This is a genomic window from Streptomyces sp. NPDC028928, assembly GCF_055564915.1.
The window spans coordinates 39551-63453 of record NZ_JBVHVI010000002.1; the positions used below are offsets into that span (position 1 = coordinate 39551).

At 73.8% G+C, this 23903-nt stretch carries 14 protein-coding genes; 5 read left to right on the top strand and 9 right to left on the bottom strand.

Translation table 11 applies throughout. The features are described from left to right. Positions 1–17: 17 nt before the first annotated feature. Positions 18–1289, bottom strand: a complete 1272-nt coding sequence (locus ACZ4U1_RS05990) for a glycosyltransferase 87 family protein (RefSeq protein ID WP_467900174.1) — start codon at positions 1287–1289, stop codon at positions 18–20. Between the two features lie 231 nt (positions 1290–1520). Here ACZ4U1_RS05990 and ACZ4U1_RS05995 point away from each other — a divergent pair, with 231 nt between their 5' ends. Beyond that, positions 1521–3032 carry a glycosyltransferase family 39 protein gene (locus tag ACZ4U1_RS05995; RefSeq protein WP_467900176.1) on the top strand — a complete coding sequence of 504 codons (1512 nt, stop codon included), beginning with the start codon at positions 1521–1523 and terminating at the stop codon, positions 3030–3032. Here ACZ4U1_RS05995 and ACZ4U1_RS06000 read toward each other — a convergent pair. After that, positions 2980–3471, bottom strand: coding sequence for a MarR family winged helix-turn-helix transcriptional regulator (locus ACZ4U1_RS06000; protein ID WP_467900179.1), 492 nt, complete (start codon positions 3469–3471; stop codon positions 2980–2982). The genes ACZ4U1_RS05995 and ACZ4U1_RS06000 overlap by 53 nt on opposite strands. Before the next feature lie 74 nt (positions 3472–3545). Between ACZ4U1_RS06000 and ACZ4U1_RS06005 the strand changes: the two genes are divergently transcribed. Further along, complete coding sequence (locus ACZ4U1_RS06005; protein WP_467900181.1) at positions 3546–3959, top strand: organic hydroperoxide resistance protein; 414 nt, start codon at positions 3546–3548, stop codon at positions 3957–3959. Positions 3960–4037: 78 nt separating this feature from the next. Here the strand turns inward: ACZ4U1_RS06005 and ACZ4U1_RS06010 are convergent, their stop codons facing one another. From ACZ4U1_RS06010 to ACZ4U1_RS06040, 7 genes are all read right to left on the bottom strand, one after another. After that, on the bottom strand, positions 4038–6242 hold the full coding sequence (locus ACZ4U1_RS06010) for a bifunctional glycosyltransferase/CDP-glycerol:glycerophosphate glycerophosphotransferase (RefSeq protein ID WP_467900184.1): 2205 nt from the start codon (positions 6240–6242) through the stop codon (positions 4038–4040). 6 nt (positions 6243–6248) lie between these two features. Next, the gene (locus tag ACZ4U1_RS06015; RefSeq protein WP_467900186.1) at positions 6249–8450 is read right to left on the bottom strand and encodes a bifunctional glycosyltransferase/CDP-glycerol:glycerophosphate glycerophosphotransferase; all 2202 of its coding nucleotides are present in this window, start codon (positions 8448–8450) and stop codon (positions 6249–6251) included. Positions 8451–8575: 125 nt separating this feature from the next. Continuing rightward, on the bottom strand, positions 8576–10789 hold the full coding sequence (locus tag ACZ4U1_RS06020; RefSeq protein WP_467900188.1) for a bifunctional glycosyltransferase/CDP-glycerol:glycerophosphate glycerophosphotransferase: 2214 nt from the start codon (positions 10787–10789) through the stop codon (positions 8576–8578). A gap of 155 nt (positions 10790–10944) precedes the next feature. Then, complete coding sequence (locus ACZ4U1_RS06025) at positions 10945–11862, bottom strand: carbohydrate ABC transporter permease (protein WP_467900190.1); 918 nt, start codon at positions 11860–11862, stop codon at positions 10945–10947. Further along, the gene (locus tag ACZ4U1_RS06030) at positions 11859–13139 is read right to left on the bottom strand and encodes a carbohydrate ABC transporter permease (RefSeq protein ID WP_467900191.1); all 1281 of its coding nucleotides are present in this window, start codon (positions 13137–13139) and stop codon (positions 11859–11861) included. Before ACZ4U1_RS06030 ends, ACZ4U1_RS06025 begins: the two co-directional genes overlap by 4 nt. A gap of 70 nt (positions 13140–13209) precedes the next feature. Further along, positions 13210–14589 (bottom strand): ABC transporter substrate-binding protein, encoded by a 1380-nt coding sequence (locus ACZ4U1_RS06035; protein WP_467900193.1) that lies wholly within the window; start codon positions 14587–14589, stop codon positions 13210–13212. A gap of 263 nt (positions 14590–14852) precedes the next feature. Next, positions 14853–18491, bottom strand: coding sequence for an FtsK/SpoIIIE domain-containing protein (locus tag ACZ4U1_RS06040; protein WP_467901438.1), 3639 nt, complete (start codon positions 18489–18491; stop codon positions 14853–14855). 306 nt (positions 18492–18797) lie between these two features. Between ACZ4U1_RS06040 and ACZ4U1_RS06045 the strand changes: the two genes are divergently transcribed. The 3 genes from ACZ4U1_RS06045 (at position 18798) to prfB (ending at position 23767) form a co-directional block, all read left to right on the top strand. Then, positions 18798–20525, top strand: a complete 1728-nt coding sequence (locus ACZ4U1_RS06045) for a serine/threonine-protein kinase (protein WP_467900195.1) — start codon at positions 18798–18800, stop codon at positions 20523–20525. A gap of 111 nt (positions 20526–20636) precedes the next feature. Then, positions 20637–21863 (top strand): serine/threonine-protein kinase, encoded by a 1227-nt coding sequence (locus ACZ4U1_RS06050; protein WP_467900197.1) that lies wholly within the window; start codon positions 20637–20639, stop codon positions 21861–21863. 797 nt (positions 21864–22660) lie between these two features. Continuing rightward, positions 22661–23767 carry a peptide chain release factor 2 gene (prfB, locus tag ACZ4U1_RS06055; RefSeq protein ID WP_467900199.1) on the top strand — a complete coding sequence of 369 codons (1107 nt, stop codon included), beginning with the start codon at positions 22661–22663 and terminating at the stop codon, positions 23765–23767. Positions 23768–23903: the final 136 nt, after the last annotated feature.

Below are 23903 nucleotides of genomic sequence, written 5' to 3' on the forward strand. Positions count from 1 at the left end.
TATTCGGTAATACCCCGTTAAGAGAGGCTTAGTGCTCGCTCCGGAAGACGGTCGGAACCCGGCCGGGGTTGCGTCGTCGGTACGGACTTTCCGGCCGGCGGCCGCGCGGCCCGCCACAACCGCGCGAAGGACAGCACGGCGGCGGCCGTCAGCAGCCCGTTCCGGGCCAGCATCAGCAGGACCCCGGCCCAGGTGCCGTCGATCACCTCGCGGTAGTACATCGGGAACACCACGGTGCTCAGCGCGGACGCCGCCAGGATCAGCACCGCCACCGGCCGCTGGCTGGTGTGCCGCGAGGTCAGGCACACGGCGGCCAGCCCGATCAGCCAGATCATGTACTGCGGGCTGATCACCCGGCTGGTGACCGTGAACAGCAGCACCGCGCTCAGCGCCGCGTCGTACGGCGTGGCCTCGGTCCAGTGCCGGGCCCGCACCCGCCACAGCACCAGCAGCCCGAGGGAGACCGCCGTCAGCGCGAGGGAGGCGGTGGCGACGGCGTGCACGTGCGGGCCGACCATCTCCATCGCGCCGTACTGGTAGCGGGCCCGGCCCGGCCAGCCGGCCTGCCGGGCCAGATTGAGCGCCGTACCGCCGAGCGACTCGATCTGCACACCCCGGCCGCCCTGTTCCCGCAGGAAGGACAGGGGGTGGGTGAAGCAAGCCGCGAGCAGGGCGAGACACGCGGCCCCGGTCCACACCGCCCACGCCCACGCCGTGCGCGTCGGCCGCCCGCGGGGCGTGCCCAGCAGCACCAGCGCCGGCCACACCTTCACCAGCGCGCCCAGCGCCCCGAACACGCCGCCCGCGCGCGGGGAGCGTGCCGAGGCCAGCAGGGACAGCACGGCCAGCGCGGTGACCTGGACGTCGTACCGGGCGAGCGGCAGGTGCAGCAGCAGCGGCAGGCCGCCGGTCCACAGGGCCGCGCCGAGCAGGCTGCGCCCGGGCCGGGCGCCCGCACGGACCAGCGCCGCCACGGTCAGCGCGTCCACGGCCAGCGTGAGCAGCACGAACGCCTCGAAGTACGTCAGGCCCGGCAGCAGGCCCGGCGCCAGCAGCACCGCGCCCGCACCCGGCGGGTACTGCCACAGCGTGTCGTGCGCCGGGAACGAGCCGTGCGCGAGGACGCCGTACCAGTGGAAGTAGAGCCGCCACACCTCCCGGGTCACCGAACCGCCGCCGAGCAGCCGGGCGCCGCCGTGCGTGAGCAGCCACAGCATCAGGGCACGGGTGGTGAGCCAGATGGCGGTCAGAGTGAGGACCGGGCCGGGGGTGACGCGGAGACGGTTCATCACATGGGAGCCTAAGTCGTGCGGATGGTGTATCGATGCTGATACGCCGTCAACAACCGCAAATATTGGCTAATCGCAAGAGATCGGGCCATGGTGAACGTCGGGCTTCCTGCGAAACCCCAGTCGCGTCGGTCGGCTGGAGCGACCACTGGCGTACCGACCGGTGCAACGAGCCACCCCCCGCATCGGGCACCGGTACCCGCCGGGACGCGGCTGACCCGGGCCGCCGCCATGGGCGTGCCCGCGCTCGTGATGCTCGCGCTCGGGCTCTGGGGGCTCGACCGGGGCGGCATGTGGCGCGACGAGGCCGTCAGCCTCCAGGTCGGGCGCCGTACCGTGCCGCAGATCTGGCATCTGCTGCACGACGTGGACGCGGTGCACGGCCTGTACTACCTGCTGCTGCACGCCGTCCTCGCCGTCCACCCCGGCGAGGTCGCCCTCCGGCTGCCGTCGGTGTGCGCGGCGGCCGGCACGGCGGCGCTGGTGGCCGCTCTCGGCACCCGGCTGGTCCGGCCGCGGGTGGGCCTGTGGGCCGGACTGCTGTACGCCGTCACGCCGATGGCCGGTCACTACGCCCAGGAAGGCCGCTCCTACGCGCTCGTCGCGGCCGGCGCCACGGCCGCGACGCTGCTGTTCGTCCGGGGCGTCGGGGGTGGTTCCTGGTGGCCCTACGGCGCCGTCCTCGGACTCACCTGCTGGCTGCACGAGTTCGCGGTGCTGCTGCTCCTCGCCCACGCGGTGTCGCTCGCGCTGGCGCGGGCCGAGCGGCGGGTGTGGAGGGGGTGGGCGGGTGCGGCGGGGTCCGTCGTACTCGCGCTGGTGCCGATGGTGGTGGTGTCGCGGGGGCAGGCGGCGCAGGTGGCATGGCTGAGGGCGCCTACGGCGGATACCGCGGAAAGGTTGCTGCGGGGGTTTCTGGGGCCGACGGACGAGGTGTTCTGGGTGTGCCTCGGGCTGGCTGTGGTGGGACTGGCGGGGCTGGTGGGGCGGCGGGGGGAGGTCACCTGTGCGGGGGTGGGGTTGCCGGTGGTCGTGGTGCCGCCGGTGGTGTTGATGCTGGCGTCGCAGGTGTCGCCGCTGTATGTGGACCGGTATGTGCTGTACGCGCTGTCGGGGGCGCCGCTGTTGGTCGCTTCGGGGGCTGAGCGGGTGGCGGGGCTCGTCGGGCGCGTGCGGCCCGGTGGTCGCCCGAGAAGGTCCCCCCTGCCGCGGTCGCCGTACCTCACCCTCACCGGCGTCCTGGCCCTCGCCTTCTCCCTCCTCCACCAGTTCCCCCTCCTCCAGAAGGACCGGGACCCCGGGCGGCGGCCCGACGATCTCGCCGCTGTCTCTCGTGTCGCCGCGCGCAAGCTGGGCCCCGGCGACTCCGTGCTGTATCTGCCGGTGCAGATGCGGAACGTGGCGCTCACGTATCCGGGGGCGTTCCGTGGGACGCGGGACGTGGCGTTGGCGGCGGGGGCGGACGAGTCGGGGACGTTGTACGGGGTGGAGGCCGGGGCGGCCGAGGTGCGGCGCAGGCTGGCGGGGGTGGACCGGGTGTGGGTCGTCGCGGACCGGAGGGTGCTCGCCGGCCGCTGGGCACCGCGCAACCCCGTGGAGCGGGTGAAGGCGGCCGTGCTCCGGCAGGAGTTCGTGGCCCGGGGCGAAGCGGTGCGGGGCGGGGTGACCGTACGGCTCTACGTCCGCCCGGTCAGCGCGCCGCCCGCGCCTCCGCCTCCGCCGCCGCGTCCAGAGCGGTGGTGAGCTGGTCCAGCCGGGCGCGCAGGTCGACGATCTCGGACAGGTCGAAGCCGGTCGCCGACATGATCCGGCGGGGCACCTCCAGCGCCCGCTCGCGCAGTGCCGCGCCCTCGTCGGTGAGGTGGACCAGGACCGAGCGCTCGTCCTGGGCGCTGCGCTCGCGCCGCACCAGACCGGCCCCCTCCAGCCGCTTGACCAGCGGGGACAGCGTGCCGGAGTCGAGCCGCAGCTGTTCGCCGAGCTTCTTGACCGGCAGGTCGCCCTGTTCCCACAGCACCAGCATCACCAGGTACTGGGGGTAGGTGAGCCCGAGGTCCTTGAGGATCACGCGGTAGACGCCGTTGAAGGCGCGGGACGCCGCGTGCAGCGAGAAGCAGATCTGGCGGTCCAGGCGCAGCCACTCGAGTTCGGTCATGCCTCCAGGATAGCTCTTGCGAGCCATTTAGTTGTGCACAACTTAATTGTGTGCTCTACTTGTGGACACAACGAACCGCACACCCGAGAGGGATGGTCTTCATGGACGCGCTCTACACCGCCGTCGCCACCGCCACCCACGGCCGCGAGGGCCGTGCCGTCTCCTCCGACGGCACGATCGACCTCGCCCTGGCCATGCCGGTGGAGCTGGGCGGCAACGGTCAGGGCACCAACCCCGAGCAGCTCTTCGCCGCCGGGTACGCCGCCTGCTTCGGCAGCGCCCTCGGTCTCGTCGGCCGCCAGGCCAAGGTCGACGTGAGCGACGCGGCCGTGACCGCCGAGGTCGGCATAGGCAAGCAGGGCGAGGGCTTCGGGCTGAAGGTCACCCTCCGCATCGAGCTGCCGGAGACCGTGGACCAGGAGACCGGCCGCAAGCTGGTCGAGACCGCTCACCAGGTCTGCCCGTACTCCAACGCCACCCGCGGCAACATCGACGTCGACCTGGTCATCGAGTAATCGCCGAGCCAGTAGCGAGCAGCGAGCAGCCAGTAGCGGCGGGGCCGGTCCTGACAGGGGCCGGCCCCACCGCATGTCCTACGCCGACGTCAGCGCGTCCGGTGCCGACACCTGCCCCGGGATCCGTACCGGCTCCGGGCCGGACAGCGGCTCGCCCAGCAGCAGCGTCCGTACCACCCGTTCGGCGGCCTGCCCGTCCTCGTACGCGCAGAACCGGGCCCGGAAGTCCGCGCGCAGCCGCGCCGACTCCTCGTCCCGCCACGCGCCCGAGGCGAACAGCCAGGCCAGCTCCCGGTAGGAGGACGAGACATGGCCGGGCGGCTCGGCCGTGATGTCGAGATAGGCGCCCCGGCTCGCCGTGAACGCCGGCCAGTCGTCGGCGTGCACCACGATCGGGCGGTCCAGGACGGCGTAGTCGAACATGACGGACGAGTAGTCGGTGACCAGCGCGTCCGCCGCGAGCAGCACGTCGGTCAGGTGGGGTTCGTCGGTCGCGTCGACCACGATCCGGCGCCGGGCCAGCTCCGCGAGGCCCATGCCCCGCGCGGGGCCGTTCGCCAGCGACGGGTGCAGCCGGACCACCAGCGTGTGCCCCTCGCCGAGGTCGGCCGCGAACCGGGCCAGGTCGATCCGGTCCACGTGCCCGCCCCGGCGGTAGTCCCGGCGGGTCGGCGCGTACAGCACGACCGTGTGGTCCGCCGGGATGCCGTGCCGCTCCCGGAAGTCGCCGGCGCCGCCGGCCACCAGCACGTCGTTGCGCGGGCTGCCGGTGCGCACCGAGGTGAAGTGGCACGGGTAGGCCCGCTCCCAGACCAGCTCGGAGTGGTGGTTGGCGACCAGGCTGTAGTCCCAGCGGTCGGCCCGGCGCAGCATCTGCGGCACGTCGAAGCCGAGGCGGGCGCCCGGCTTGTCGAGCAGGTCGGCGCCCACGTACTTCAGCGGGGTGCCCTGGTGGGTGTGGATGTGCACGCTGCCGGGCCGTTTGGCCAGCGCACCGGGCCAGTTGACGTCGTTCACGAAGAACTTCGCGCGCGCGGTGATCTCCAGGTAGCGCCGCGAGCCGACGGTCACGTGCTCCACGTCGGGCGGCAGCTGCGCGGCCGTCTCCGCGTCCCGCACCACCCACACCCCGCGCACCTCGGGGGCGATCTCCCGGGCCTTGCGGTAGATCGCCGCCGGGTCGCCGAGCAGACCCCGGTGCGAGGACGCCGAGTAGACCACCAGCTGCGGGTCGAGCGGCCGGTGCGCGTGCAGGGCCGTCCAGCCGGAGCGGGCCCGCCCCGCGGCCGCGCGGCGCGCCCGGTCCGCCCGCCGGGCCGCCTCCCGCCCGGCCCGCGCCGCCTGCCGCTTGATCCGGTACCCGGTCCAGGAACCGGTCAGCACGGCGACCTCGCCGTCCACCGGGGCGCCCTCGGGCCGGTGGCGGCGGAACATCTCCGCCGTACGCCGGAAGAACTCGGCCTTGTCGGCGGGCGGCAGCCGGTCCGGCTTGGCCAGGATGTCCAGGCAGTGCTCGCCCATCTTGCGGTGCAGGTACGGCCGCCAGTCCGCCAGCTCCGGCCGCTCGGCCACGAACGCGAAGACCCGCTCGTACTGGTCGTGGATGTCGAAGTGCTTGCGGCTGGTGGTGGACAGGATGTTGCCCTGCCGGCGCTGCCGGTAGTTCAGGCAGATGCGGTCCAGGGCGGCGATCCGGCGGGCGCTGAGCATCACCGGGAAGGTCCAGGGGGTGTCCTCGTAGTAGCCGGGCGGGAACTCGAAGCCGCCCGCCGTGACGAAGTCCCGCCGGTAGACCTTGTTCCAGACCACCATCAGCAGGTCGAGGATCTGCGGGTACTCCGAGACGGCGAACGTGCCGGGGGCCTCGGCCAGCACGTGCGCGAGGACGTTGCGCCGGGTGCCGCCCCACCAGTAGGTGCGCGCGTAGTCGAAGACGAGCACGTCCGGGTCCTCGGCCTCGGCGAGCCGGTCGGCCACGGCCCGCAGCGCCCCCGGGGTGAGGGTGTCGTCGCTGTCCAGGAAGAAGAGGTAGTCGCCGGTGGCGTGCGGCATGCCCGCGTTGCGGGCGCGGCCGAGGCCCACGTTCTCCGGCAGGTGCAGCACCCTCACGCGCGGGTCGCGCTCGGCGTACTCGTCCAGGATCGCGCCGGAGCCGTCCGGGGAGCAGTCGTCCACGGCGATCAGCTCGAAGTCGCCGAAGGACTGGTCGAGCACCGAGTCCAGGCACTCGCGCAGAAAGCCCTGCACCTTGAAACAGGGCACGATCAGACTGAAGCGGGGCACGGCGGGTCAGCTCCTCACGAGGGTCGCGGCGGCGGGGGCGGGGATGCGTTCCGCGAGCGGGATCACCGGCGGGACCGCCTCCGGCGGCTCCCCGAGCAGCACCCTCCGCACCACCCGCTCGGCGGCCCGCCCGTCGTCGAACTGGCAGAACCGCTCCCGGAACGCGGCCCGCAGCGCCCGCGCCTGAGGGCCCGCGTACGAGCCGTCGCGGAAGACGGCGGCCAGCTCCTGAGGGGTCCGGGCGACCAGCCCGGGCGGCTCGGCCATCAGGTCGAAGTAGACGCCCCGGGTCTCCCGGTAGACGTCCCAGTCGTCGGCGTACACGACGATCGGCCGGTCCAGGTTGGCGTAGTCGAACATGATGGACGAGTAGTCGGTGACCAGCGCGTCCGCGGCCAGGCACACGTCCTCCGAGGAGCGGTGCGCGGTGACGTCGATGATGCGGTCCGAGCCCCTGGAGCGGCCCCGGTCGTAGAAGTAGTGGGCGCGCAGCAGGACGACGACGTCCTCGCCGGCCGCCGCGCAGAACGCCTCCAGGTCCAGGCCGGGCTCGAAGCCGGTGTGGTGGTCGCGGTGGGTCGGCGCGTACAGCACCGCCGTGCTGCCCTCCGGGACGCCCAGCTCCCGCCGGATCCGGGCCACGTCGGCCGCGGTCGCCGTGTAGTAGACGTCGTTGCGCGGATAGCCGTACTCCAGGTGCTCGTAGGAGCCGGGGAAGGCGCGCTCCCACATCTGGGTGGAGTGGAGGTTGGACGACAGGTTGAAGTCCCAGCGGTCGACCCGGCCGAGCAGCTTGGTGAAGCTGCCGGACTGCGCGGCCACCACCGGGTACGTCGACTGGTCCACGCCCATCGTCTTCAGCGGGGTGCCGTGCTGGGTCTGCAGGTGCACGCTGCCCGGCCGTTTGACGACGCCCTCGGCGAAGTTCGCGTTGTTGACCAGGTACGTGGCGCGGGCCAGCACCTCCCAGGAGCGCCGGGAGCCGATCACCGCGTACTCGACGCCCTCCGGTACGGCGTGTTCCTGGCCGGCCTCGACCAGGAACACCGAGCGCAGGTGCGGGGCGAGTTCGCGGGCCTTGGCGTGGATCGCGGCCGGGTTGCAGGCGTAGCCGCGGCCCCAGTAGGCGCAGTACACGGCGAGGTTCGGATCCAGTGGGCGGCGCAGGTCGCGGGCGTAGCGCAGCCGGGTGCGCAGCATCCGCGGGCGCGGCAGCCGTTCGACGGCGCCGCCGGCCGCCCGGTTGGCGCCGCGCAGGGCACGGAACGCGGTGTACGCGCCGGCCGCCAGCAGCCGGTGCTGCACCCCGAGGCTGCCGCCCGGCACCCGGTGGCCGGCCGGCCGGTGGAGCCGGTGCAGCCGGGCCGCGCGGCGGAAGAACGCCCGGTGCCCGGAGGGCAGCCGCTCCGGCCGGGACGCCGTCTTCAGCACCACGGCGAACAGCTGGTCGAACAGGGGCCCGGTGCGCTCGGCGGGCAGGGCGCGTTCGGCCGCCCGCGTCAGCACCCGCTCCACCTGGTCCAGCAGGGTGTGCTGGTGCGGCCCCGGCAGATTGAGCCGGCTGCCCTGGCGGCGCAGCCGGTGCCGTACGACGGTCCGGCGCAGCACCGCGATCCGCTCGGCGGCGACGGTCACCAGCCCGCCCCAGCCCAGGTCGGTGAAGTGGCCCTCCGGGAAGGCGAGTTCGTGCTCGGTGAGGAAGGCGCGGCGGTAGACGGCGCTCCACGCCGGCAGCTGGACGCCGGTCAGCGCGGGCCGCTCGGCGGGGGCGAAGGCGTCCTTCGGGGCGCCCGCGAGCAGCGGCGCGGCCGGGTTCGTCGGCTCGCCCTCCCACCAGGGGGCGCGCTCGTGCTCGGCGTACAGCACGTCCACGCCGGCGGTCTCGGACAGTCGGGCGTCCAGCGCCGCGAGCGCGCCCGGCAGCAGCAGGTCGTCGCCGTCCAGGAAGAGCAGGTACGCGCCGGTCGCCGCCCGGATCCCGGTGTTGCGCGCCCCGCTGAGCCCTGCGGACGGCGGCGAGTGGACGGGGGTCACCCGGCAGTCCCGCTCGGCGTACCCGGCGGCGACGGCGGCGGCCGGGGCGTCGGGGGCGTCGCAGACCGGGATCAGCTGGAGGTCGCCGAAGGACTGGCCGAGGACCGAGTCCAGCGCCTGGGACAGCCGGCCGGCGACCCCGTGGGACGGGACGATGATGCTGAAGCGGGGCATTCTGTTCTTTCTGTCGTCTTGCGGACGCGGCCGGGCCGTCCCGCCGGACGCCAGGTGGACGGCCGGCTCGGGGTGGGCCGCGTCGAGCCGAGGGGCATGGGAACTCCCGGAAGAACCAACGGTGTTCAGCGGCTCTCGGTGACGGGGAGGGGACCGGAAGGTTGCGGCACGGTGGCCAGCGGCGACCGCGCACAGGCCGGCGGTGCCGGGGTGCGGTCCGCGAGCGGCACCACCGGCGGCAGCTCCGTCTCGCCCAGCACCACCCGCCGTACGACCCGCTCGGCGGCCCGGCCGTCGTCCCACGGGCAGAACCGCTCCCGGAACGCAGCCCGCAGCTGTGCCGAGCGCGAGCCGCACCAGTGGCCGGTGGCGAAGATGTCGATCAGCTCGTCCTCGCTGCGCGCCACCGCGCCCGGCGGGAACTCCCGCAGGTCGACGTAGACGCCGCGGCACGCCTCGTACGCCGCCCAGTCCTCGGTGTGCACCACGATCGGCCGGTCCAGGCCCGCGTAGTCGAACATCACCGGCGCGTAGTCGGTGAGCAGCACGTCCGAGGCGAGGCACAGGGCGGCGGTGTCGGGATGACCGGAGACGTCGATGATCCGGGTGCCCCGGGCGGGGACGGGGGTGCGGGCCAGGACCACGAAGCGCGGGCCCAGGCGGCGCAGGATCCGCTCCAGGTCGAGCAGCGGGTGCTGGGTGCGCCGGTGGTCGCGGTGGGCGGGCGCGTACAGGATCGCGACCGCGCCCTCCGGGACGCCCAGCGAGGAACGCGCCCGGGCCACGTCCGCCGCGGTCGCCCGCTGGAGGGCGTCGTTGCGGGGCAGCCCGTACTCCAGCGTGGTGTAGCCGCCCGGGTGGACCCGCTCCCAGGTCAGGGTGGCGTGCCGGTTCCCCGAGAGCACGTAGTCCCACTGGTCGACGCTGCGCAGCAGCTCCGCGAAGTCCAGGCCGCGGGCCGCCGCCGGGCGCTCCAGCAGGTCCAGGCCGGCGTGTCCGAGCGGGGTGCCCTGCTGGGTCTGGACGAAGACCTGCCCGGGCCGCTTGCGCAGCCGCCGCTCGAAGGCGGCGTCGGCGACCAGGTAGCGGGAGCGGGCCAGCGCCTTCCAGTAGCCGGCCGTGCCGGGCCGCAGCCGGCGCGGGCCCGGCGGCACCGCCCGCTCCTGCCCGGGCCGGGCGATCCACGCCGTGCTCACCCGCGGGACGAGCGCCCGGAACGCCTCCTCCAGCGCGGCCGGATCGCCGTACCCCTCCTCGGCGGCGAACACCGCCCGGTCCGGGTGCAGCGGCAGCCGCAGCTGGATGCCGTAGTGCAGCCGGAGTGCGCCGGCGCGCAGGGCGCGGACCAGCTTCACCGTGGCCCTCGCCGTCCGCCGGCGGACGGCCGCGGCCAGCCGCAGTGCCCGGAAGGTGCGGTGCAGCCCGAAGCGGACCAGGGTGTGCCGCATGCGCAGGCGCGCCCCCGGGACCCGGTAGCGGCGGTAGTGGGCGCGGGCCCGGCGCAGGAACTCGCCGTGGCTGCCGCGGGGCAGCCGGCCCCGCTTGGTGAACACCGTCGTGTAGTGGTCGACCATCCGGCGGAACAACTCCGGCCGCCACCGCGCGAGTTCCGGCCGCTGCTCGACGTACGCGAACACCCGGTCGTACTGTTCGAACAGGTCGAAGTGCTTGCGGCTGGTGGTGCCGAGGATGCTGCCCTGCCGGCGCTGCCGGTAGTGCACGCACACCCGGTCCAGCGTGGCGAGCGAGCCGGCGGTGAGCATGACCGGGAAGGTCCAGGGGGTGTCCTCGTAGTAGCCCGGCGGGAACCGGAAGCCGTGCTCCGTGACGAACTGCCGCCGGTACGCCTTGTTCCAGGCCACCATCAGCACCCGCAGCAGCCCCGGCCGGTCCTCCAGCCGGAACGGCGCCGGGCCCTGCTCGGTGAGCTGCGCGGCGAGCTGGTTGCGCACCTCGCGGCCGTCCCAGTAGGTGCGCGCGTAGTCGAAGACCAGGACGTCCGGGTCGCCGGTCTCCTTGAGCCGGTCGGCGACGGCCCGCAGCGCGTCCGGGGTGAGCGTGTCGTCGCTGTCCAGGAAGACCAGGTAGTCGCCGCTCGCCTCGGCGAGCCCCGCGTTCCGGGCGCGGCCCAGGCCCTGGTTCTCGGCCAGGTGCACGGGCTTCACGCGGGCGTCGCGGGCCGCGTACTCGTCGATGATGGCGCCGCAGGCGTCGGGGGAGCAGTCGTCCACGGCGATCAGTTCCAGATCGGGGTACGACTGCGAGAGCACCGAGTCCAGGCACTCGGGGAGATACGCCTGGACCTTGTACGCGGGGACAATGACACTGAACCTGGGCAAGGGACATCCATGGGTCGGTCGGCGCGGGCGTTCTGCCCGGGAACGGCCGATGGAGTGACTTGGTTACGGCCCGTACGGCATTCGGGGGACACCCGGTGAACGACACGGGGCGGGCCGCTGAAGGCCCGCCCCTGGCAAAACGCCCTTTTCCGCGGCTACTTGACCGCGCCGGCCATCACGCCGGACACGAACTGCCGCTGGAACGCGAAGAACACGGCCAGCGGGATCACCATGGAGATGAACGCGCCGGGCGCCAGGACGTCGATGTTGTTGCCGAACTGCCGTACCTGCGTCTGCAGCGCGACCGTGATCGGCTGCGTGCCCGACTTGGTGAACACCAGCGCCACCAGCATGTCGTTCCACACCCACAGGAACTGGAAGATGCCGAGGCTCGCGATCGCCGGTCCGCCGAGCGGCATCACCACCCGTGCGAACAGCCGGAGTTCACCGGCGCCGTCGAGCCGCGCCGCCTCCAGCAGCTCGCGCGGGATCTCCGCGAAGAAGTTCCGCAGCAGGAACACCGCGAACGGCAGACCGAACCCGGTGTGGAACAGGATCACCCCGAAGATCGTCCCGAACAGCCCGAGCTTGCCGAACAGTTCGGCGATCGGGATCAGCGCCACCTGCACGGGCACCACCAGCAGGCCCACCACGCCCAGGAACCACCAGTCCCGGCCGGGGAACTCCATCCACGCGAACGCGTACCCGGCGAGCGCCCCGATCACCACGACCAGGATCGTCGCCGGGACCGTGATCAGCACCGTGTTCACCAGGGAATCGGTGATGTCGGAGTTCTCCAGCAGCCTCTGGTAGCTGTCCACGGTGAGCTGGGACGGCTTGGTGAACACCGTCCACCAGCCGCTGCCGCTCATGTCCTGCGGGGCGCGCAGCGAGGAGACGAGCAGCCCGATGGTCGGCACCAGCCAGAACAGGCCCACGACGATCAGGACCACGCGGACCAGCCCGCCGCTCAGCTTCTGAGCGATCCGCGAGCCGACCGACTGCCTGGCCTTCACCGTGCCGACCGGGTCGGCCTTCCCGATGCTTCCGGCACTTCCGGCGGCCGCCGTCATCGCCGCACCTCCCGCCGCAGCCTGCGGATGTTGAACAGCATCACCGGGATCACCAGCAGCAGCAGGAACACCGAGATCGCGCTCGCGATGCCCGGCTGGCCCTCCGCGAAGCCCTTGCGGTACAGCTCCAGCGCCAGCACGTTCGCGTCGTCCTGGGAGGAGCCCGGCGCGATGATGAACACCAGGTCGAACACCTTCAGCACGTTGATCATCAACGTGACGACGACGACCGCCAGCACCGGCGCCAGCAGCGGCACGGTGACCTTGCGGAACACCTGCCACTCGGAGGCGCCGTCCACCCGGGCCGCCTCCAGCAGCTCCCGGGGCACGCCCGCGAGCCCGGCCGCGATCAGCACCATCGCGAAGCCCGCCCACATCCACACGTACGCCCCGATGATCGACGGCGTCACGAGCGCCGGGCCGAGCCAGTCGACCCCGTTGTAGGGCTCCCTGAAGTTGCTCGCGGGCAGCCTCAGGCGGGCCCCGTCGGCCGCCGCGGGCAGCGTGAAGGTGCCGTCACCGGAGGCCTCGGTGGAGGCCACCACCGTGCCGTCCTTCACCGCCTCGATCCGCATCCCGGCATAGCCCAGCTCGGACGGGTCCGGCGCGCCGAGCTTGCCGACGCCCTTGCCCCGGGTGAAGTCCTGCCAGGTGGTGCCGGTGACCTTCCCCCGCTCCGGCTGCGCGGCGACGGCCTTCTTCGCGCCGTCCGGCAGCTGGTCCGGGGCCACTCCGACGAGGGGCAGGGTGACGGGCTGCCCGGCGTGCACTGCGGCCTTGGTGATGAACCCTCCCTGCTCGGCGCGGAGGGGCGAGTCGCGGCCCGGGTGCGCCTTCGGGAACGCCGACGACTGCGCGAACGTGTCGTGCACGCCCACCCACACCGCGTTGGCGACCCCCTTGTCCGGGTCCTGGTCGTACACCAGCCGGAAGATGATCCCGGCGGCCAGCATCGAGATGGCCATCGGCATGAAGACGACCAGCTTGAACGCCGTTCCCCAGCGCACCCGTTCGGTCAGCACCGCGAAGACCAGACCGAGCGCGGTGGAGACGGTGGGCGCGAACACCACCCAGAGGACGTTGTTCTTCAGCGCGGTGCGGATGCTGTCGTCGGTGAAGAGCGTCTTGTAGTTGTCGACCCCGGCGAAACCGTCGCCGGAGGCGTTGTAGAAGCTGCGGACCAGCGAGTACCCGATCGGGTAGACCACGAGCGCGCCGAGCAGCACCAGCGCGGGCAGCAGGAACAGCGCTGCCACCGTCCTGCGGGTACCGGTCACGCTCTTGCGACTGCGGGGTGCGGCGGGACCCGGTGGGGCCCCGGCCGCCGCTGCCGACGCCATGGCCGGATCAGCCCCCGTTCCCGTACGCCGCCGCCGCGTCCTTCTCCAGCTTCGCCTGCGCGCCCGCCACATCGCCCGGGTTCTTCAGGAAGTCCTGGAGGTCCTTCCACTCACCCTTGCCGGGCGTCCCGCCGAAGGCCTGCGGGGCCTGGTCGGACATGTCGAAGCGGAAGTCGTCGCCGGACGCGATCAGCGCCTTGGCGATCTTCTGCTGCACCGCGTTCGGGTACGCCGACAGCGGCACGTTCTTGTTCGGCGAGAGATAGCCGCCGAGCTTCGCCTGGATCGTGGCCGCGTCCGGGGAGGCGAGGAAGGTGGCGAGGGCCTGCGCCGCCTTGGAGTCCTTCAGGATCACCGCCGCGTCGCCGCCGGAGACCACCGGCGCGGACCGGCCGACCGCCGGGAACGGGAACACCTTCGCGTCCGTGCCCACCTTCGACTTGGTCTCCCCGATGTTCACCTGCACGAAGTCGCCCTCGTACACCATCGCGGACTTCGGCTGGTCGCCGCCGGTGAAGGTCTGGGTGACCGACTGCGGGAACTCCGTCTGCAGCGCGCCCTTCTGGCCGCCCGCCAGATAGTTCTTCTTGCCCCAGATCTCGGCGAGCGTGGTCAGCGCCTGCTTCACCGACGGATCGGTCCACTTGATCTTGTGCTGGGCCAGCTGGTCGTACTTCTCCGGCCCCGCCTGGGACAGGTACACGTTCTCGAACCAGTCGGTCAGCGGCCAGCCGTCCGCGCCGGCCACGGAGAAGGGCGTGACCCCGGAGTCGTACACCGCCCGCGAGGCCGTCAGCAGGTCCTTCCAGGTCTTCGGCTCCTGGGCGCCCGCGTTCGCGAAGACCTCGGCGTTGTACCAGATCAGCGACTTGTTGGCGGCCTTGTAGTAGACGCCGTACTGCTTGCCGCCGACCTTGCCGATGTCCTGCCAGCCCTGCGCGTAGTTCTTGGCCAGCTCGGCCTGCACGCCGGCGTTCAGGGGCTTCGCCCAGCCCTTGTCGACCGCCTGCTTGATGGCGCCGGGCTGCGGCAGCAGCGCGACGTCCGGCGGCTGACCGCCCGCGATCTTCGAACCGAGGAAGTTGATGATCGGGTCCTGCGCGGGCACGAAGGTGACCTGCGCGCCGGTCCGCCTCTCGAACTCGGCGAGGACCTTCTTGAAGTTGGCCTGCTCCGCGCCGGTCCAGACGGCGGCCACCTCCAGCCTGGCGCCGTTCAGCTTGGGCAGGGTCACGGTGGAGCCGGTGGCCCCGCCGCTCTTCTCCCCGTTGTCCTTCTTGTCGTTGTCACTGCTGGAGCAGGCGGAGAGCGCGAGGGCTCCCGCGAGCAGTGCGGCGAGTGTGGTGACGGCCCTGTGTGTCCGGAACGTGCTGCTCTTGCTGCGCATCACTTCCCCGTTCGTCGTTCTCCGTTGAACGTCGTTGAACGTGTTGAACGTCAGAACTCTGTCCCGTGCGGTCCGGTGTACGCCGGGCCGCTCCGGGCGGGCAAGAGCGCCTGCGGTGTCCACGGGCTCATCGTGACCGGCTCGTGACCAGGGGTGTATGCGTCCCGATTTTCCGACAGGGGGCGGCGCGTCCCGGTCTCCCGCGGGCCCCAGGTTCACCTGGAGGGATGACGGGCTCGTTCGGAGAGCGACGACGGGCTCGCTCAGAGAAGGGAGGGCACTTCCGCCGCCGCGACCTCCCGGGCCGCCCGCTCCACCGCGCTGGCCAGCAGCGCCAGGTCGGTCGGGCCGTTGCCCAGCTCCCGCACGGGCCGGCGGGTGGGCGGGTCGCCCATGCGCTGCCAGTCCAGCGGGACGACCGTGGGCCGCTGCGTCGCCGTACGCGGGATACGGCCCGTCACCCGGCCGCCCTGGAGGCCCACGGTCCGCCCGTCCGCGTACGCCAGCGTGCCCCGGCCCGGCGCCGGCTGGTCCGGGCCCGGCTGCGGGGTGTCCAGCGTGACCCGCAGGGTGGCCCGGCGCGCCGGCTCGGACTCCGCCGTACGACCGCCGGTCCCGGCCGCCGCCACCAGGTGCACCCCGAGCCGCTCGCCGTCCCGGGCCACCGCCTCCAGCGCCCGTATCACCGACCCGGCGGCGGGCCGGCCCGGAGAGCCGAGCGCCGGGGAGACCAGCGCGTCCAGGTCGTCGACGACGACCACCAGGCGGGGCAGCGGCGGAGCCGCCGCGGCGCGCTGCCGGGCCGCCGCGCCCGGCCGCAGCCGCAGGGTGGAGCTGGGCGGCGACTCGATGTCCCCGGAGGCGGCACCCGGTGCGGGGGCGGCCGTGCGCTGGGCGGCGAAGTCGCCGGAGGCGGGCGTACGCTGGGCGACCATCCGGCCGGCCACCGCCTGCCCGGCGTGCCACCGGGCGAAGTCCGTCCGGCCCAGCAGCTCCGCCCGGCGCTTCAGCTCGGCGGTCAGCGACTGGGCGAACTCCCGCATCCGCACGGGATCGTTGGCGATCAGATGCGTGGTGACATGGGGTATGTCGGTGCACGCGCGCAGGCCCTCACCACGTCCGGCGCCCGCGCCGATCCCGTCCCGGCCGTCGAGCAGCACCACGGCCAGCCGGTCCGGCCGCTCGGCGGCGGCCAGCGAGGCGACCACGGTCCGCAGCAGCTCGGTACGGCCGCTGCCGGCCGGGCCCTCGATCAGCAGATGCGGCCCGTCGGCCACGAGGTCCACGGTGACCGGGCCGCGCGGTCCGGCGCCCAGCACCGCCCGGGCCCGCCCGCCGAGCGACTCCGTGTCGTCGGCCGCGTCCGCCCAGCGCGCCATCAGCGACGCCGGGGTGGCCCGGGCCAGCCCCAGCTCGTCCAGCAGCCGCGCCGACCGGGGCAGCGGCGTGGCCACCCGCGCGTGCCGTTCACCGGCCGGGCCGTCCGGGCGCAGCGGCGCCAGCGCCCGCGCGAACCGCTCCGCCCAGGCGGCGGAGACGGCGTCGACCGTGGCGAGCGCACCGGGGCCGACGGGGCCTCCCGGCGCGACCCGCAGCAACTGGATCGCGGCGGCGACATCCCCGCTGAGCAGGGCCACGGCACCGCAGTGCCGGAACGTCGGCGTCACCGCGCACGCGGCCTCGTAGGTCCGTGTCACCGGGGAGGCCGGCGTGGCGGTCTCCGTCTCGGCGAGACACACCACGTGGATCCCGGCCCGCGGCCCGGCCACCGCCAGCCGCGCCAGCCCCTCCCGCAGCGCCGCGCCTCCCGGATCGCCGTCCACGACGACCACGGTGTACGGCCCCGCGAACCCGGCGACACCGGTGTCGTCCCTGGCCCAGGAGGGGCGCCGGGGGCCTGGTTCGGCGGGGGTGTGCGGGGCGGGGGCACCGGGGGAGCGGGGGGGTGCGCCGTGGGTGGTGCCGGTGCCGGTGCCGGTGTCAGTGCCGGTGTCGGCGTCGGTGCCGGGGGTCCGGGGCCGGGCGGGGTGGGCCGTGGTGCGGCCCGTCGCCGCGTGGTCCTCCAGCCGGCGCAGCAGTTCCTCCGTGCGGGCCGCCGCCTGTTCGCGGTCGTAGGCCAGCAGCAGCCGGCAGTCCTGGCCGTGGCCCGGCCGGACATGCGGCAGCCAGCCCAGCCAGGCCCACTCGGCCGTGCGGTCCGCGACCGGCCGCGAGTGGTCCGCGCTGATCAGCACGATCTCCAGCAGGTCGGGGGAGTGCAGCGCGGCGAGCTGGGCCAGCACCGCGCGGGCCAGCCCGGACAGCCGGGGGCGCGGACCGGCCAGGCCCAGCGCGCCCGCCTCGCGCAGCGCGGCGGTCACCGGCACCGCGGGCAGCAGACCCGAGCCGTCCGGCGCGCTCCGGTCGGCCGTGCCGAGCCGCACGGTCAGTGCCTCGGGGTGTCGGGGCCCGCGCTCCCACAGCCGGGGCCCGGGACCCAGCGCGGTCAGCAGCAGGGCGGCCGGGTCCGGCCAGGTCTCCGGGCGCCGCGGGGCACCGGCCGCCGGAGCAGGGTGGACGTCGGCGGCCGTGCCGTCGTACGTCTCGGGGCCGGCCGGCTGCTCCCCGCGCCCGCCGGCCAGCCGGCGCGCCCAGGCGCCGAGCCCGCGCCGCCGGGTGCCCTGCGGGGAGTCGGCGTCCCTGAGCGCGCTGCCCCTGAGGGGGGTGTCCTTACGTCCGTCCGCCCGGGCGTCCTCGCTGCCGTACGCGGCGGCTCCGGGCAGTCCGCCCGGCCCGCCGACACCGAAGCGCCCCGCGTGGGTGTCCCCGCCGGCCGCCGTACCAGGAGCCTCGCCCCGGCTCTCCACGCTCGGTGCCCCGCCCTGCCCGGGCACCACCGCCGACGGGCCCCGCCGGTGCTCCTGGGCCCCCGCGTCCCAGCCGGCGGAGCCACGGGCGTCGTAGGCGTGCTGCACGCCTTCAAAGCCCCCACGCCCCGCACCGGCGGAAGAGCCCCCGCCGAGGCCACGCGCATCGCCGGAGGGCGCCGTGCCGTCGCCCGGACGCCGCAGGCCGCCGGGAACCGCACCGAGCCCGCGGGCACCGCCGGAGGGCGCCGTGCTCCCGCCGGGACGCCCGTCGCGGCCGGACACCGAACCGACCGTCGGGCCCGGCCCCTGCCCCGGTTCACCCGCACCCGTCGGCGCCTGCCGCGCGGCCGGTGCGGAGGGGGGAGCGGAACCGTCCCCGCCGACGGCGACCCGTACGCACCCCTCCCCGTCGGCCACCGTCCGCACCCGCATCCCGGGGCCCCCGGCCGGAGTGACCCGCAGCGCGGACTCGCCGATCCGCAGCAGGCCCCCGGCAGGGACCCGGACCGGCCGGTCGGTCACCCGCACGCCGTCCAGGGTCGTGCCGTTCGTGGAGCCGAGGTCGGTGACCGAGACCCGGCCGTCCGCGCCGACGGTGACCGCGCAGTGCAGGCGGGAGACGTCGAGGTCGTCCAGCGGGACGTCGGCGTCGGCGGACCGGCCGACGGTGATCCGGCCGCCGTGCAGCAGATGGACCCCGCCCGCGTCGGGGCCGGCGACCACGTGCAGCTGGGTCGGGGCGTCGTCCAGCTCGGGATGCGGTTCCGGGGCCGCCGGGGCGCCCAGGGAGAGCACCGCGCCGTCGACCAGCGGCGGCTCGCCGAGCGTGCTGCGCCGGGGGTCGAGCCGCTCGGTGCCCGCGTACAGGACCACGGAGGCGCCGCCGGCCTCGCGCCCCGTGCCGCCCTCGCCGGTGACCGCCCCGGCCAGCGCCGACGCGACCGCGGCCAGCTCCGTGCCCGCGGGCGCCGTGACCAGCACGTCGCGGCTCGCGGCGCGGCCCCGCTGCGGTGCCGGACCGAGCGGGTCCACGACGGTCAGCCGGATCTGCATCCCCACCCCAACACGAGCACGTCGGCAAGTACCAGTACTGGAAGGCATCCTCGCACCTGCCACCGACAGCGCGCCCGGAACCCGGTGACAAGTGATCTTGATTGGTCGGCTCTGCCCCCAAAAATGCCTGAGTAAGCGGACGCCGACGATCAGTTGAGATCGGTCACGTCCGATTTCGGCAACCAGTGGACCGGGCCATGCGTCTTCCCGTCGAGCACCTGACGCCCCCAGGGGCGGCACTACAGTGGGTCGGAACAAACGGAATGCAGGCAAGCAAGCAACAGCAACCAGCAGGGAGCGCGTGACGTGCGGCCAGTCGGCAGCAAGTACCTGCTTGAGGAGCCGCTCGGACGCGGCGCCACAGGCACCGTCTGGCGTGCCCGCCAGCGGGAGACCGCGGGCGCCGAGGCCGCCGTGCCCGGACAGCCGGGAGAGACGGTCGCGATCAAGGTCCTGAAGGAGGAGCTGGCGAGCGACCCGGACATCGTGATGCGCTTCCTGCGCGAGCGCTCCGTACTGCTCCGGCTCACCCACCCCAACATCGTCCGGGTCCGCGACCTGGTCGTCGAGGGCGACCTGCTGGCCCTGGTCATGGACCTCGTCGAGGGCCCCGACCTGCACCGCTACCTGCGCGAGAACGGCCCCTTCACGCCCGTCGCCGCGGCCCTGCTGACCGCCCAGATCGCCGACGCGCTCGCCGCGAGCCACGCCGACGGCGTCGTCCACCGCGACCTGAAGCCCGCCAACGTGCTGCTCCAGCAGGGCGACGGCCAGATGCACCCGATGCTGACCGACTTCGGCATCGCCCGCCTCGCCGACTCCCCGGGCCTGACCCGCACCCACGAGTTCGTCGGCACGCCCGCGTACGTCGCCCCGGAGTCCGCCGAGGGCCGCCCGCAGACGTCCGCCGTCGACATCTACGGCGCCGGCATCCTGCTGTACGAACTGGTCACCGGCCGTCCGCCGTTCGGCGGCGGCACCGCGCTGGAAGTCCTGCACCAGCACCTGAGCGCCGAGCCGCGCCGCCCCTCCACCGTCCCGGACCCGCTGTGGACGGTCATAGAGCGCTGCCTGCGCAAGAACCCGGACGAACGGCCGAGCGCCGAGAACCTCGCGCGGGCCCTGCGGGTCGTCGCCGAGGGTGTCGGAGTGCACGCGAACGCCGCGCAGATCGCCGCCGCCGAGGGCGTCGGCGCGCTGCTCGCCCCCGACCCGGCCCCGGCCGCCGTGCCGGGCGTGCCCGGCGCCGCCGACCCCACCCAGGTGCTGCCGACGAACGCGCCGCAGGGGTCGTACGGCCAGCACGATCCCAATGCGGCGACCAGCGTGCTGCCGCACACCGGCGGCCCGGCCGGTGCCGCGGACCCCACCGCCGTCCTGCCGAACACGGGCGCGGCGGACCCGACGGCCGTGCTGCCGCCGGTCCCGCAGGGCCAGCAGGGCCAGTACGGCCAGCAAGGGCAGTACGGCCAGCAGGGACAGCAGCCGCCCGAGCAGCCGCACCCCTGGCAGACGCAGCTGCGGGCCGCCCGCGACCGCAACGAGCAGACGCAGATCCAGTACCTGGACCCGGACGAGGACCCGCTGCGCCGCCGCCCCCAGCGCCAGGTGGCCCCCCGGCCCCAGCAGCAGCCGCGCCCGGCCCCGCAGGCCCGCCCGCAGCAGCCGCAGCCGCGCGGCCGGCAGCGCGCGCCGCAGTCCCCCGGGTACGGCTATCCGCAGCAGCAGCCCCAGCAGTACGCCCCGCCGCAGGCGCCCCAGCAGCCGCAGCAGCCCCAGCGGCCCGCGCGGGAGCCCCGGGCGCCGCGGCAGCGCAACGCGAACCCGATGAAGATCCCCGGGCTGGGCTGTCTGAAGGGCTGCCTGTTCACGATCGTCATCCTGGTCGTGGCGAGCTGGCTGATCTGGGAGCTGACCCCGCTGCAGGACTGGATCGGCACCGGCAAGGGCTACTGGGACCAGATGAGCGAGTGGGTCGGCAAGGTCGGCGGCTGGATCAAGGATCTCGGCGGCTCCTCCGGCAGCGGAAGCTGATCACTGGTTTAGGGATTTGTCGACATCTGTCGGGTGATTTCCGTCTCCGCGGTGAAGGTTGGCTCTCCGGACGCGTAGTTTTGGCGACAACACGCGTCTGTAGGAGCAGTCTTGGCACGGAAGATCGGCAGCCGGTACACCGCGAACCAGATCCTGGGGCGGGGGAGCGCCGGCACGGTGTGGCTCGGCGAGGGACCGGACGGCCCCGTCGCCATCAAGCTGCTGCGTGAGGACCTCGCCTCCGACCAGGAGCTGGTCGGACGCTTCGTGCAGGAGCGCACCGCGCTGCTCGGCCTGGAGCACCCGCACATCGTCACCGTCCGCGACCTGGTCGTGGACGGCAACGACCTGGCGCTGGTCATGGACCTCGTGCGCGGCACCGACCTGCGTACCCGGCTGGAGCGGGAACGGCGGCTCGCGCCCGAGGCGGCCGTGGCGATCGTCGCCGACGTCGCCGACGCGCTGGCCGCGGCCCACGCGGCCGGGGTCGTCCACCGGGACGTCAAGCCCGAGAACGTCCTGCTCGACATGCAGGGCCCGCTCGGGCCGGGCGGGGCCCATCCGGCGCTGCTGACGGACTTCGGGGTGGCCAAGCTGATCGACTCCCCGAAGCGCACCCGGGCCACGAAGATCATCGGCACGCCGGACTACCTGGCTCCCGAGATCGTCGAGGGCCTGCCGCCCCGGGCCGCCGTGGACATCTACGCCCTCGCGACGGTCCTGTACGAGCTGCTGGCCGGCTTCACGCCGTTCGGCGGCGGACACCCGGGCGCGGTACTGCGACGGCACGTCACGGAGACGGTCGTCCCCCTCCCCGGCATCCCCGAGGAGCTGTGGCAGCTGCTGGTGCAGTGCCTGGCCAAGGCCCCCGCCTCCCGGCTGCGCGCCTCGGAGCTGGCGGCGCGGCTGCGCGAGCAGCTGCCCGTGCTGGCCGGGATGCCGCCGCTGGACGTGGACGAGCCGGGGCTCGCCGAGGAGGAGCCCGAGGACCCGGCCCCGTCGGCTCCGTCCGGGGGTGAGCCGGTACGGCGGCGAGGCGCGGTCTCGCTGGTCCCCGGCGCCAAACCGGACTCCAACCGCGACACGCATACGTCGATGCGGGTGCCGGCGCCGGACGAGCTGGCCGGCGGCGCCCACGGGACCGCGCGCGCCCCCCGGGCCCCCGGCACGCCCCGCCCCGGCTCCGCCCGCCACAAGGCCGCGGTGCGCAGGCGCCGGGTGACTCTGGGAGTGGCCGGGGTGGTGCTGGCGGCTGCCGTGGGCGTCGGCGCGTGGTGGGCGTCCACCGACGGGGACTCCGAGGCACCGCCGGCCACCCCCACCACGTCGACCCCCTGACCCACCCAGTGGCTCCGCCCCCGGACCCCCTTGCCCCACCCGACGCGGCCGACCGAGAGACCACCGTCCCACCCCACCCCTCCCACCAGCCACCCGCCCTCCCCTACCGCCTGGATCAGGGGGCGGCCCGGCAAGCGGATCGGGTCAGGGTGGTTAAGGGGGTGGGGGGAACTGACCGGGTCAGCGGGGGGCGCACCGACCGGGTCAGCAGGGGGGTGGGGGCGAGCTGACCGGGTTCAGCAGGGGGGTGGGCAAGCCCCCGGAGTCGGGCGGGCGAGCCCCCGGAGTCGGGCGGGTGGGCGAGCCTACCGAGCCAGGCGGATGGGTGGGTAAGCCCACCGAGCCAGGCGGGTGGGCGGGCAGCCCCCGGAGTCGGGTGGAGGGCAAGCCCCCGGAGCCGGGTGGGTGGGCGAGCCGACGGGTCAGGTGGGCGGGTGGGCGCGTAAGAGGCCGCAGTGTGTTCCGGTCGACCGAGCCCGGGCGCGGGTCGGCACTTCTCTGGCGACCGACTCGGGCGGGGCCCGGCAAGAGGCCGCAGTACGTCCCACAGTCGTCCCGCCCTCCCCGCCCGGACCGGACCGGATCGGGTCGGGTGGACGGGTGGGCGAGCTCAGCGGGCCAGGTGGGTGGGTGGGCGGGCTCGTCGATCGGTCCCCGCAGCCGCCCCGTGCTCCTCGGCCCACCGGGTCACGCGGGTGGGCGGAGGAGGGGTCTGGGGGCGGAGCCCCCAGGGGTGGGGGCAGGTACCGGGTGCAGCCCGGCCCCCGGCGCTCGGCGGAGCCGTTACGCTGGAAGGCGTGGCAGTCGTCGATGTATCCGAAGAGCTGAAGTCCCTCTCCTCGACCATGGAGTCGATCGAGGCCGTCCTGGACCTCGACAAGATGAGGGCAGATATCGCCGTGCTTGAGGAGCAGGCGGCGGCCCCGTCCCTGTGGGACAACCCGGACGAGGCGCAGAAGATCACCAGCAAGCTCTCCCACCTCCAGGCCGAGGTCAGGAAGGCGGAGGCGCTGCGCGGCCGGATCGACGACCTCGCGGTCCTCTTCGAGATGGCCGAGGAGGAGGACGACCCGGACACCCGCGCGGAGGCCGAGTCCGAGCTGGCCGCCGTACGCAAGGCGCTGGACGAGATGGAGGTCCGTACCCTCCTGTCCGGCGAGTACGACGCCCGTGAGGCGCTCGTCAACATCCGCGCCGAGGCCGGTGGCGTCGACGCCGCCGACTTCGCCGAGAAGCTCCAGCGCATGTACCTCCGCTGGGCCGAGCAGCGCGGTTTCAAGACGGAGCTGATCGAGACGTCGTACGCCGAAGAGGCCGGCATCAAGTCGACCACCTTCGCCGTGCACTCGCCGTACGCCTACGGCACCCTCTCCGTCGAGCAGGGCACGCACCGTCTCGTGCGTATCTCGCCCTTCGACAACCAGGGCCGCCGGCAGACCTCCTTCGCGGGCGTCGAGGTGCTCCCCGTGGTCGAGCAGTCCGACCACGTCGACATCGACGAGTCCGAGCTGCGCATCGACGTCTACCGGTCCTCCGGCCCCGGCGGCCAGGGCGTCAACACGACCGACTCCGCGGTCCGCATCACGCACCTCCCCACCGGCATCGTGGTCTCCTGCCAGAACGAGCGGTCGCAGATCCAGAACAAGGCCACCGCGATGAACGTCCTCCAGGCCAAGCTGCTGGAGCGGCGCCGGCAGGAGGAGCAGGCCAAGATGGACGCCCTCAAGGGCGACGGCGGCAACTCCTGGGGCAACCAGATGCGTTCCTACGTGCTGCACCCGTACCAGATGGTCAAGGACCTGCGCACCGAGTACGAGGTGGGCAACCCGGAGGCCGTGTTCAACGGCGAGATCGACGGGTTCCTGGAGGCCGGCATTCGCTGGCGCAAGCAGCAGGAGAAGTAACTTTGTCGACATGACAACTGCCGTCCGAAGGGCGGCAGTTGTCTTTTGTCTGGGTTTTACATCACACTCACAGCCTTCATCTCCCCGCAAACGCCACCCCACCGGACATTGCGCGCGCAACGCCCTTGACGTTGCT

What these genes read in the sequence shown, in the direction of transcription:
- ACZ4U1_RS05990 (WP_467900174.1), bottom strand. Translation starts at nt 1,289, where the DNA reads ATGAACCGTCTCCGCGTCACCCCCGGCCCGGTCCTCACTCTGACCGCC.
- ACZ4U1_RS05995 (WP_467900176.1), top strand. Translation starts at nt 1,521, where the DNA reads ATGGGCGTGCCCGCGCTCGTGATGCTCGCGCTCGGGCTCTGGGGGCTC.
- ACZ4U1_RS06000 (WP_467900179.1), bottom strand. Translation starts at nt 3,471, where the DNA reads ATGGCTCGCAAGAGCTATCCTGGAGGCATGACCGAACTCGAGTGGCTG.
- ACZ4U1_RS06005 (WP_467900181.1), top strand. Translation starts at nt 3,546, where the DNA reads ATGGACGCGCTCTACACCGCCGTCGCCACCGCCACCCACGGCCGCGAG.
- ACZ4U1_RS06015 (WP_467900186.1), bottom strand. Translation starts at nt 8,450, where the DNA reads ATGCCCCGCTTCAGCATCATCGTCCCGTCCCACGGGGTCGCCGGCCGG.
- ACZ4U1_RS06025 (WP_467900190.1), bottom strand. Translation starts at nt 11,862, where the DNA reads ATGACGGCGGCCGCCGGAAGTGCCGGAAGCATCGGGAAGGCCGACCCG.
- ACZ4U1_RS06035 (WP_467900193.1), bottom strand. Translation starts at nt 14,589, where the DNA reads ATGCGCAGCAAGAGCAGCACGTTCCGGACACACAGGGCCGTCACCACA.
- ACZ4U1_RS06040 (WP_467901438.1), bottom strand. Translation starts at nt 18,491, where the DNA reads ATGCAGATCCGGCTGACCGTCGTGGACCCGCTCGGTCCGGCACCGCAG.